The following is an 11705-nucleotide window of genomic DNA, read 5'->3' on the forward strand; positions in this document are numbered from 1 at the left end:
AACTAAAAACTCGTTGTACATCCACACAAGAACGTACAACGAGTTTTTAGTTATTTATATTGGGAGTTTTGACACACCCTCCTCCTACTATATGTAAAGATAATTCTGAACTGTTACTTTCATTATTGTCCTTATATTAACGGGACATTAATGTAGCTAATTTGCTTGTGCATTAAGCATAGCTGTGCATTCCACCCAAGAAGTAGTTCACGCCAAAGTAGGTCATGATGATTGTGCAGAATGCCACTACCATAAATATATGATACACTATGGGCTTGTGCAATTGTGGCAGCGTCTTTGGGTGCAATGCCGCTGCATACACCATAAATGTAATAAGTGCCCATACCTCTTTGGGGTCCCATCCCCAGTATTCGCCCCATGATACGTTTGCCCATATTGCTCCTACGAATATGCCTATGCCCATTGTTGCAATGGCTGGATATAGAAATAGCAATGATAGTTGCTGAAGTGCAAGCATTATATCTGCGGAATTGTGGTTGAGGTATCTCACAATAAGTGCTGTCAGACCGCAAATGAATGTCAGCGACAATAAGGCGAAGCCTATCATGATGATTGACACATGTATGCTGAGCAATGGCGAGTTGAGCACAGGCATGATGTGTGTTATCTGTGGATCCATCTCGCTAAGATGACTCACAAGCAAGAAGAATCCTGACATCAAGAAACCACAAGTAAGCAGTATACGGAACCTAAAACTTAGTGCAAGCGATACCAGCATCACAATCCATGTTACAAATAGCATTGTCTCGTATCCGTTTGCCATAGGCATGGTGCCGCTGATAGTCCAGCGCAGATACTCGCAATAGCTTAGCGATATGAATGCTGCCAGCATTATGCCACGCGATAGCCATACTATAATGATGTCGGCATGTGTGTCAAGGCTGTTGCCTGTCCTGCACTTTCGGCATAGTCGTGCTACGGTATACATAAATGTTACGAATCCCATGGTTAGGCATAACATAAAGAGGTTGTTGGCAAACGGAATGTCGTTGTATGTGCGTTCGGCTGCTACCTGATTGGCTGTAGGCAGCGATGTGCCAGCGTTGCTTGCCTGATACTTCAGCAACTTGCCTACAATTTCGTCCATCTGCTTATAGTTCTTTGCTTCGGCTTCGCTGTAGAGTAGGGCAAGTACAGATTTAATGAACCTCTTATTCTGAAGACTCATTGTTTGTGGTTGCTCGTCGGTTGGTGCAAGCCATGTTGTCTTGCCTTGTTGTGTATACGGAAAAATCTTAAGCACAACTCCGCGTTGCAGGTTGACAAGCAACTGTATCTTGTCGTCTATTGCAACAGCCTGGGTGTTAAACTTATCGTGATTGCCGTCATAATACTCCTTGACATAGGGTCCGATGGTATATCCGCCCATCTCTTTATTAAAGAAGGTGTTTGCCGATACATAGTCGGGCAGTTGTAATGTATTCTTCAGCTCGCCGCCCTTAATCTTAAGCATAGGCTCGTTCATCCAATCGTCTCCCCAGAATATCCATCCCGTCAGCACTTGCTCGGCTGTCAGTCCTTTGTAGCTATCAGCTCCATATAGTTTCTTTGTAAAGTCGATGGCAAATGTCTGCATTGGGCAGATGCGGTTGTTGTACAGTATGAATAGATTGCCAAACTGTTCGGCTGTCTCTTGTGGCAGGGATCGTGCTTTTACATCTCCCGACTTGTCTTCGGCATAAGCACCATTTTCATTAGGTGCATACATGCCAAAGAGCATCGCTATAAGCAATGCTCCACGCTTTAGCATCTTGCTGTGCAAAAGCTTACGGTATGCTCCCCTTGGGTCGAGGAGCATACCAACAAGCGATATAAAGAGAAGAGCATAGCCAGTGTATGTCACCGGAATGCCAATTGGGTCTGAATTGGTTGATAGCGATGCTCCAAGCATGTCGTTGTCGTAAGACGCCTGGTATAGTCGCATAGAACCATAACTGAAAATTTTGTTCATCGACACTTTGCCTTTTACTGACTTGCCGTCATCGTTGATAGTGAATATCGATACATAGTCTTGCGCCGCATCTGTTCCGGCATGATACTTCACTTCAAAACTGTCGAGACGTATTTCGAAGGGAAGCGTAGCCTCGTGATACTTGTTGTCTTTGTCTACAATGGTGTACTGGTTGCTGAATACTCCTTTGCGCAGGTGTATCTGGCCTCGTTGCGAACTAACATGTGTAACAAATGCACCAACAAGTATTATGACAAATGCCATGTGCAAGGCAATGCCGGTCCATGCCTTAGTCATGTGTCTTACAAAATACACTATCGACAATGCGGCAAGTACAGCCCACAAGAGCACAAACCACCATGAGCCATATATACATGATGCAACATAATCGCTGCCCATATACTTCTCTATTACTGTTGCTGCCCCCATGCACACAACGACGAGAATGTATATGGCAAACAGTAGGGTCTTTGTGGTTTTTTGCATAATGTGTGTCTTTTTTTTAGATTGAACGCAGGAACATTACCACAGCATCGCGGTCGCTCTTGCTCAGATTATAGAACTTCAAAGCCGAGTTGTAGGCATGCGAGTTCTTTGAATATGCGTGCCACATGATTGCCTCTACCTCATTGCGTGCGCGGCAGTCATGCAAACGCTCTGTACCCGAACCATTTACACCTGCCAATCCTCTTCCCCACAATGGAGTAGTGCGGCACCATGAACCATGTATATCGTTTATCATATAGAGTTTGTGTTGCATCATGTCCGAGTAAGGATAGATGGTCTGGTTGGCATAGCGCGGCAACTTCTTGTCGGCAATCATGTTTGGAGTCCAGTAATTGTCAGAACCTGTCTTCCATGACGGACGATGACAGCTTGCGCAACCTATCTCCATAAATACCTTCTTGCCCTGCTGAACGCGAGCATCATTAAGGTTACGTGCACGTGGAATAGCCAAACCGCGATGCCATACCATAAAGTCGTAGAACTTGTCAGCCGACATCTCAGGCTCGAAGTTGTGCCATTCGTTGTCAAACTGGTTAGTACCTGGCTTAAGCAGATTTTCTACCTTTGTTGCTATCTCGTCGTCGGTATTAGCCCAGAAAGGTGATGTAGGGTCTTTCTTTATATTCTCTATCACTTCCTTGTCGGCTGCCATTGCTGCTGCCCAAGCATTTGTAGTGTAAAGCTTTGGACGGTCGGGACGTGTAACGTTGGTGATATTCCATATAGCATTGGCTCCAGGTCCGTCCTGAAGTGAGGCACGTGTCAAGGCATAGGTGAAACGCTTAATCATCTTCTTGCCTTCCTCACCGTTGGCATACTTACCAGCACCTATTGTTGCTGTATACCATGCGCCGTTGGCAAAGTCGTTGGCATTGGCATCCCAGAAGTTAGGGTTTACATATTCGCTCACATCAGCCACCTTTGCAATGTTCTTGTAGTAGTTGGCTGTTGATGCATATTGTGCCTTGATATCATCCTCGGTAATGGCATCGAGCAGACCGGTACCCATAACACCTATGGTTGACTCCATACGCACAGCTACAGCCTTGTTGCCAGTATCGTATGGGTTAGGACTTGTGCGGAAAGCAGAGCGAGGGATTGTAATCTCAGGATAGATAAGTGAGTATTTCTCGCCATCGGGAAACTGCATCGGCAATCCGCTCTCCATTGCTGTCACCTCATGCCATTGGAGATTTATCTGACTCTCATCTATTGGCGCCTTAAATGGTTCTGTAGCTTGTGTCTGTGGCATGCCAGTTACTTCAGCCACATATCCTCCGTCGTTGCTGTTGGCTCCATCAGTAGGATGATAAACAGCAAGCAGATAACCATTGCCGTTGCCATACTGTGTGGTGTAAGAGTCCATACGTCTGCCATGTCCGTAGTTAGGATGGCAGTCGAGACAAGAACGGCGTACTGAAGCAGGACCAAGACCACCAAAGCCTGACGCTGCTGATGTAAACTGACGCTCAAAGAACTTCTCGCCTGCATTAAAGTTGTCGATAAGTCCCTGCTCAGTTACTGCAGGAGCCTCGTCTTCATAACAACCCGAAGTGACATTGTCGGTTGTGCCAAGCTCGCCACCTGGATACCATTCATCTTTAGAGAAGTTGCCTACAGCCTGACCTACGTACTTACCGTCCGACTCCATAGGCTCGAATTTATCCACTGGTGTAGGGTCGTCGTCATTACATGAAAGCAATGACATCGATAAGCACATTGCCAATGAACCGAAGAGGTATATTTTCTTATTCATAATGTATTATTTTATAAATGTGTTCAAATAATAATAGGTGGGTATGACATACCTGCCATACCCACGCAAGTAGTTAATATTGATTTGTTAGATAGCGTCCTGCAGGTTAATCCATGAACCGGCATTGTTAAGCTCCTCGTCAAGTGCCGATACAGCATCGATGCAATCCTTAACGCGCTGTGCTCCCGGCTCCTCAACAAACGACTTACCGCTGTTCTTGGCTGTCTCAAGTGTCTGGATAGCTGTGTTGAGTGCGTTTACAAGTTTGTCATAACCAGAGTAGTTCATCTTCTTCAGAAGGCTCAACATAGAATTCTCAGCAGGTGTTGTGGTGTTTATGTCGCGTGTGCCATATAGAGAGTTCTTGATTGAGTAGATATTGTCCTGGTAGTCGATGAACGAACGGTGGCTGTAGGGAGACTCGATATAGTCGATTGACTCCTTCTCGCCATCCTCTGTTGTGCCACCATGACCGGTAGCAACACGATAAGCCTGACCCAACTTCTGGTCGGCTACCTCAGCACAGATGTTTGAGCAACCTCCTACGAAGATTTGATTCATAGTGCCCTGCCATGAGGTATAGCCTGTTGTTGACGACGGAGAAAGCAAGTTTTGGCCAAAGCACATTGTACCATTTGAAGCAAGACCATTGTAGCGAAGTGTGCTGAACACGTAGCTACCCTCGCCGCTGAGGATTGCCTTTGTCTCGTTGCTTGCTGCGCTACCCATCCATGTAAACTCAAGAAGAGCTGTGATGTTGCGAACGTCAGCAGCTACAGCCTGAAGGAAGGCAAGCTCGTCGATACCCTTTACTGATGTAACACCTTCGTCTGTGTCATTAGCCTTAAGAGCCTCAACAGTACGATGTGCACCATTGCGGAAGAGCACGAACTCCATACCATGGAAACCAAGTACCGACTGGAACTGTGTGTTGTGCTCAGAAACAAACTTGGCAGGGTTCTCGCTCTTGAAACCTGCGATAAGGGTCTCGTTCTTGAGCGCCTTCTCAAGTTCGTCACGGTCGAGTGGCCATGAGTCAATATGTGGATCAAGCTCATTGTCTGTTGCCGAACCAAAGAGGAATGCCTCGCTGCGCTCCCACTCACGACGTGTGTTCTTGAATGCTTCGCATGCTGCATTAATCTCGTCCTGTGTCATTGTACCAGCCTCAGCCGACTTATAAAGGGTCTGTGCTGCACTATACAATGTGCGTGCGTTTGTGGCAAGAGCCTGATAAGTTGGGTAAACAACTGCCTGAACATAGTTCTTTGCCACTTTTTGCATCTCCTTGTCCTGGCTGCTTACTGATGTTGTAGCCTGACCTACTTCAGGAAGGTTGAACACTTCGTCGCCGCCGTTATCGCTGCCACATGCTGTGAATCCAAGGGTCATGGCACCAAGAAGGAATGCCATAACGAATTTCTGAATTTTTTTCATCTTTTTGCTATTAATTATTAATGTTAGTTACTTATAAGAACATTCCCTGATATGCCACGCCTATGTTTATTGCAGGCTCATCGTTGTACTGCGATTTAAACTTGCGATAGCTGTATTCTGCCTTTACACAAATCTGTGGCAATGGATAATAATTTATGCCACCTGCGAATATCTTCTTGCTTGTGTATTCCTTCGAACTGCCAAGGCACGAGTTGTAATACTCAAAGTGACCAAACACATATAGCTTTTGCTTGTCGGCGCGAAGCTTTGCTATCTGCGAGAAAATGTCGTAGCCTATCTCTATGCCTGTGGCTATAGCGTGCGATCCAAATGTCTGGTTGCTCTCGTAAGGCTTAACGTATTGTGTGCCTGGCTTGCGTATAGCGCTTATTGTCTTCGCGTCGCTTACATATCCGTAGTCGGCGTTGCCGCGTGCAATCCAGTTGTGTGCGTTGTATGTAAAGTCTACTGCTCCAAGGTAAATGTTGCCTTTAATGTTCTTGTTTTTGCCTGTCTCCATGTCGTGAGGCACGGCATTATGCATCGATTGTCCATAATATCCGCTCAATCCTACTCTAAGACCTGGGATTGTGTAGTTGTCTACTCGTGCTGAGAAGCCATATTTATTGGCTGTCTCAAACTCGAATGGCTTTGTTGTTCCTGGTTTTATCCATTGGTCGCGCGAGAATTGCCAAGCATCCAAACCTGCTATCATCTGCAACTCATAACGGAAGTCGCCCGTGCGTCCCCAAAATGAAATGCCTGTCTGATGCCATGTACATGGCAGTATGGTGTTTTCTCCCTCGGGACGATATACCGTGAAGAAGTTTAATGGCTCATGGTGAGCATTGGTCAAGCCTACTGGCACTACGATATGTCCTACACGTATATTGGCAAACCTGCCAAACGATTTCTGAATCCAGAACTGCTCAAGTTCTACCTCACCGCCACGTTCTTGTTCTTGCTCAAACTCTATAGCTTCCTCGGCCTCGTATTCTATTGCCGATCCCGTACCTCCATGCTCAAACTCTATCTCGGTGCCAAGCGTCCAACCCTTGCCAAAGTCATATCCAAGATATATCACGGCATGTGGTATGTCGAAGCGTCCATGACTTGGATCGTTCTTTCTACTGCTTGCCGAACTGTAACGGTTACCAGAGTCGCTGTAGAAGTTGCGGCTTAATGCTACCTCACCGTATCCGCCAATACTTAGTCTATTACCACTGACATGTTGCATCACACTGTCGGCAGTCGCAGTCTGTGCATTTGCGGCTAACGGAGCGCATATTGCAGCTGCGCAAGCCATAGAAACAATTGTCGATTTATTCATGATTTTTAATATTTATTTGCGACTGCAAAGGTATCGCTAATGCCTAAACATGACAATACTCAATATTTGGTAAATAGCAAAGGGGTAGTTTTATCATCATATTTAGGTAATATTGTCAAAAAACGAATTATTAAAAATATAAAATACCTATATATGATGATTGTAGGTTTCGTGTTTTTTTTGTTATTTTGCAAGTGTTATATATATAATGTATAATACATATTTATAATATACCTGCAAGTCGTATTGTGGGTACAAGGACATAACAATAGGTATAAGCATACAATAAGATGAAAAATCAGAAAATGTATGAACCCGACGACAAGATGATATCTCTTATCCGGGACAACTACAACTTGCTTCAGAGTCTTGGCAGTTTTGGTATAAGCCTTGGCTTTGGCGACAAAACAGTTAGTCAGGTGTGCGAGGAACAGCACGTTGATACATATACGTTCCTTGCTGTGGTCAATTTCACTATCAATGGTTATCGCGACTTCGACGATGCTACTCGTCTTTCCATGCCAACCCTTTTGCAATATCTCAAGGCAAGCCACGATTATTTCATAGGTTTCCAACTGCCATTTATACGCAAGGAACTTGTAGATGCGCTTGACGATAAGGATAATCTTGCTCGACTCATCCTTAAACTCTACGACGAGTATGCTCGTTCAATCACCGCTCACATGAAGTACGAGGAGAAGAATGTGTATCCTTATGTCGAGGCTTTGCTGCAAGGCAAGCCCGTTAACGACTTCGAGATAGACATGTATTCCAAGCATCATGGCCAGGAGAGTAGCAAGTTGCGCGAGCTAAAGAGTATTATCATCAAGTATCTGCCAAGCGATGGTCTGCACAACAATCAGCTATCTGCCACATTGTATGATATATATAATAATGAGGAATGGCTGTCGCTGCATGCCCAGGTAGAGGACGAGATATTTATACCTGCGGTGCGTCGTTTAGAACAGAAACTTAAGCAGAGCGATGTTACAGCCAAAATATCCAACATGATTGGCAAGAATGTAGATGGAACCGAGGCTCTTGGCGAACGCGAGAAGGATGTAATTGTGGCTCTTGTGCAAGGTATGACCAATAAGGAGATAGCCGACCATCTGTGCATATCGGTCAATACCGTTATCACTCATCGTCGTAACATTGCACGTAAGTTACAGATACACAGTCCGGCAGGGCTTACCATTTACGCAATAGTTAACAACCTTGTCGATATTAGTTCGGTTAAGTTGTAAATTAACATTGGTTTTAACAAGATTTAAGGCGGAAAATTTTTCCGCTTTTTTTGTGCTTATACTGTACGCAAGTCGTTTTTTTATAGTATCTTTGCAATCGGTTTTAAGAATGAAAGACGGGAAACTTTTTAGCCTTAAGTTTTCCAAAAGTTTTCCAAAACGGAAAACTTTTTGCATTTTAGAAACTTGAAAGTTGTCAAAAACATATTACTAAATATAATGAAAGATTTTAATATTACCAAGCGCGACGGTTCGCAAGACCGTTTCTCTTTAGACAAGATAATGAATGCCATAATCAAGGCATTCCAGTCGGTTGGACAAGATGCTGATTTAGGTGCTATCTCTAAGATTATCAGTCATTTAGATATCTATGAGGGTATTACCGTTGAGGATATCCAGAACCAAGTAGAGGAGGCTCTTATGCGTGAAGGATTCTACAAGGTAGCTAAGTCATTTATGCTCTATCGTCAGCGTCATAACGAGGATCGCGAGACTATGGATAAGTTGAAATTTTTGACAGACTATTGCAAAGAGGCTAATGCTGCAACAAGTTCAAAGTATGACGCAAATGCAAATGTTGAGCATAAGAATATCGCCACTCTTATTGGCGAGTTGCCTAAGTCAAGTTTCATCCGTCTTAACCGTCGTTTGCTCACCGATCGCATCAAGCAAATGTATGGCAAGGAGCTTGCCGACGAGTACATCGAAAAGCTCAATCATCATTTTATATATAAGAATGATGAGACCTCGCTTGCTAACTATTGTGCATCTATAACCATGTATCCATGGCTTATTGGTGGCACATCGTCTATAGGTGGCAACTCTTCTAAGCCAACTAATCTTAAGTCGTTCTGTGGTGGCTTTGTCAATATGGTGTTCATGGTGTCAAGTATGCTTAGCGGCGCTTGTGCCACTCCCGAGTTCCTTATGTATCTTAATTACTTCATTGGCAAGGAATATGGTAAGGACTATTGGCAGAATGCCGACAAGGTAGTCGACCTTTCTCTCAAGCAGCGCACAATCGATAAGATGATTACCGATTGCTTCGAGCAGATAGTCTATTCTATCAACCAGCCTACTGGCGCACGCAACTACCAGGCTGTGTTCTGGAATATTGCCTATTACGATAAACCTTACTTCGAGAGTCTCTTCGGCAACTTTATGTTCCCTGATGGCTCTCAGCCAGATTGGGATGGACTCTCTTGGTTGCAGAAGCGATTTATGAAGTGGTTCAATAAGGAGCGTACCAAGACTGTGCTTACATTCCCAGTCGAGACAATGGCTCTTCTCTCTAAGGATGGAGATGTTATAGATAAGGAGTGGGGCGACTTTACTGCCGAGATGTACTCAGAAGGTCATTCGTTCTTTACTTATATGAGCGACAATGCCGACTCGCTTAGCTCTTGCTGTCGTCTGCGCAACGAGATTCAGGACAATGGCTTCAGCTATACTCTTGGCGCGGGTGGTGTGTCTACCGGTTCTAAGAGTGTGCTCACCATCAACCTTAACCGTTGCATTCAGTATGCCGTTAAGAATAATATGGACTATATGGAGTTCCTTGCTCATATCATCGATCTCTGCCATAAGGTACAGACTGCCTACAACGAGAATCTTAAAGAGTTGCAGAAGCAAGGTATGCTTCCGCTCTTCGATGCCGGATATATCAATATGAGTCGCCAATATCTCACCATCGGTGTAAACGGATTGGTTGAGGCTGCCGAATTTATGGGTCTGAAGATTAACGATAATCCCGACTACCTGCATTTTGTACAGAAAGTGCTTGGTCTTGTGGAGAAATACAACAAGCAGTACCGCACCAAGGAACTGATGTTCAACTGCGAGATGATTCCTGCCGAGAATGTTGGTGTTAAGCACGCTAAATGGGATCGTGAGGATGGCTATTTCGTTCCGCGCGACTGTTACAATAGCTACTTCTATATTGTAGAGGACGACTCGCTCAATATTGTTGACAAGTTCAAGCTTCACGGCGCTCCATATATCGAGCATCTAACTGGTGGATCAGCTCTGCATATGAATCTTGAGGAACATCTCTCTAAGCCCCAGTATCGTCAATTGCTTCGAGTGGCTGCCAAGGAGGGATGCAATTACTTTACATTCAATATTCCTAACACCATCTGTAACGATTGTGGCTACATCGACAAGCGTTATCTCAAGAAGTGTCCTCACTGTGGAAGCGAGAATGTGGACTATATGACCCGCATCATCGGTTACCTTAAGCGTGTAAGTAATTTCTCAGAGGCTCGTCAGCAAGAGGCTAAGCGCCGCTACTATGCTGAGGTGGAGAAGTCTATACAAGACTAATAGTATCACAATTCAAACACCCCTTTAAAGCAATCCAATTATGCTAAATTATCTCAATACAGGAATCGTTTTTCAGGAAATACCCGACGAGGTGACGTTGTCTATCAATATCACTGGTTGCCCTTGCCATTGTCCGGGTTGCCACAGCCAATATCTGTGGGAGAACATTGGCCAACCACTCACCCCTATGGTGCTCGACCAGTTTATGAAACAGTATGACGGCGAGATAACCTGCATTTGCTTTATGGGTGGAGACGCCGATCCTAAGTATGTTAGCTTGCTTGCACAGTATCTGCATCGTGAGCATCAGGATATCAAGGTTGCATGGTATAGTGGCCGACAGCATTTCCCAAAGTCGATACGCAAGCGTGATTTCGACTACATTAAACTAGGTCCGTACATCGAGCATCTTGGATGCTTAAAGGATCGTACCACCAATCAGCGCCTTTATAAGCGCGCTGTGGGCGACGACTTCACCGATATTACTTCACGTTTCTGGAAGAAATAATATGAATAATATTCCACGTATAGCTATAGTCGACCCCAACACTCTTGCGGTGTTGGGGTTAACTAATTTATTGGAGTCGGTAATGCCAATGCTGCAGATAGATTCCTTTGGATCGTTTGCCGAACTTCAAGCAAACCATCCCGAACAGTATTTCCATTACTTTGTCGACGTGCGTGTTGTGCTCAACAATATGCCTTTCTTTCAGCAGATGCGCCATAAAACCATTGTGTTGTCCAGCTCGGCTGCCGACGATATGGCTGCTCTCAGCTCTTTTCATACTATTTGCACCAATCTTCCGCCTAAGCTTCTGCTGCGTTCCTTGCTTATGCTCGAGCAACATGCTCATGCCAACGGGCGCAATCTACCTCCAGTTCAGTCTGCTGATACCAATAGTGCCACACCATTGTCTACGCGCGAGATAGAGGTTTTGTCGCTTATTGTCAAGGGATATATCAACAAAGAAATCGCCGACAAACTACATCTTAGTCTGCCGACGATTATCACTCATCGCAAGAATCTCATGTCCAAACTTGATATTCACAGTGTGTCTGCTCTTACGATATATGCCGTTATGCACGGGTATGTAGGGGTGAACGAGATATAAAGGTTTTAGAAGTCCATTACCT

General features: G+C 44.7%; 8 protein-coding genes. 4 read left to right on the plus strand and 4 right to left on the minus strand.

The genetic code is table 11. From position 1 onward, the window contains the following. Window positions 1–172: 172 nt before the first annotated feature. The 4 genes from C9991_RS13455 to C9991_RS13470 form a co-directional block, all read right to left on the minus strand. Entirely contained in the window at window positions 173–2458 is a 2286-nt protein-coding gene (locus C9991_RS13455) for a cytochrome c biogenesis protein CcsA (protein ID WP_106813036.1), read from the minus strand. Window positions 2459–2474: 16 nt separating this feature from the next. Continuing rightward, complete coding sequence (locus C9991_RS13460) at window positions 2475–4235, minus strand: di-heme oxidoredictase family protein (protein ID WP_106813037.1); 1761 nt, start codon at window positions 4233–4235, stop codon at window positions 2475–2477. Window positions 4236–4322: 87 nt separating this feature from the next. Continuing rightward, the gene (locus tag C9991_RS13465) at window positions 4323–5672 is read right to left on the minus strand and encodes an imelysin family protein (protein WP_106813038.1); all 1350 of its coding nucleotides are present in this window, start codon (window positions 5670–5672) and stop codon (window positions 4323–4325) included. Window positions 5673–5703: 31 nt separating this feature from the next. Beyond that, on the minus strand, window positions 5704–7002 hold the full coding sequence (locus tag C9991_RS13470; RefSeq protein ID WP_106813039.1) for a putative porin: 1299 nt from the start codon (window positions 7000–7002) through the stop codon (window positions 5704–5706). A 290-nt stretch (window positions 7003–7292) separates the two neighbouring features. Between C9991_RS13470 and C9991_RS13475 the strand changes: the two genes are divergently transcribed. The 4 genes from C9991_RS13475 (at window position 7293) to C9991_RS13490 (ending at window position 11683) form a co-directional block, all read left to right on the plus strand. Further along, complete coding sequence (locus tag C9991_RS13475) at window positions 7293–8249, plus strand: LuxR C-terminal-related transcriptional regulator (protein ID WP_106813040.1); 957 nt, start codon at window positions 7293–7295, stop codon at window positions 8247–8249. 219 nt (window positions 8250–8468) lie between these two features. Next, a complete protein-coding gene (gene nrdD / locus C9991_RS13480; protein WP_106813041.1) occupies window positions 8469–10571 on the plus strand; it encodes an anaerobic ribonucleoside-triphosphate reductase in 2103 nt (700 codons plus the stop codon). 40 nt (window positions 10572–10611) lie between these two features. Further along, window positions 10612–11079 carry an anaerobic ribonucleoside-triphosphate reductase activating protein gene (gene nrdG / locus C9991_RS13485; RefSeq protein WP_106813042.1) on the plus strand — a complete coding sequence of 156 codons (468 nt, stop codon included), beginning with the start codon at window positions 10612–10614 and terminating at the stop codon, window positions 11077–11079. A 1-nt stretch (window position 11080) separates the two neighbouring features. Beyond that, entirely contained in the window at window positions 11081–11683 is a 603-nt protein-coding gene (locus C9991_RS13490) for a response regulator transcription factor (protein ID WP_106813043.1), read from the plus strand. Window positions 11684–11705: the final 22 nt, after the last annotated feature.

Source organism: Prevotella merdae (genome assembly GCF_900290275.1).
Classification (GTDB): domain Bacteria; phylum Bacteroidota; class Bacteroidia; order Bacteroidales; family Bacteroidaceae; genus Prevotella; species Prevotella merdae.

Bases quoted from the DNA above. Each gene is read 5' to 3' on its own strand.
- C9991_RS13455 (WP_106813036.1), bottom strand. From the start codon at position 2,458: ATGCAAAAAACCACAAAGACCCTACTGTTTGCCATATACATTCTCGTC.
- C9991_RS13460 (WP_106813037.1), bottom strand. From the start codon at position 4,235: ATGAATAAGAAAATATACCTCTTCGGTTCATTGGCAATGTGCTTATCG.
- C9991_RS13465 (WP_106813038.1), bottom strand. From the start codon at position 5,672: ATGAAAAAAATTCAGAAATTCGTTATGGCATTCCTTCTTGGTGCCATG.
- C9991_RS13470 (WP_106813039.1), bottom strand. From the start codon at position 7,002: ATGAATAAATCGACAATTGTTTCTATGGCTTGCGCAGCTGCAATATGC.
- C9991_RS13475 (WP_106813040.1), top strand. From the start codon at position 7,293: ATGAAAAATCAGAAAATGTATGAACCCGACGACAAGATGATATCTCTT.
- nrdD (WP_106813041.1), top strand. From the start codon at position 8,469: ATGAAAGATTTTAATATTACCAAGCGCGACGGTTCGCAAGACCGTTTC.
- nrdG (WP_106813042.1), top strand. From the start codon at position 10,612: ATGCTAAATTATCTCAATACAGGAATCGTTTTTCAGGAAATACCCGAC.
- C9991_RS13490 (WP_106813043.1), top strand. From the start codon at position 11,081: ATGAATAATATTCCACGTATAGCTATAGTCGACCCCAACACTCTTGCG.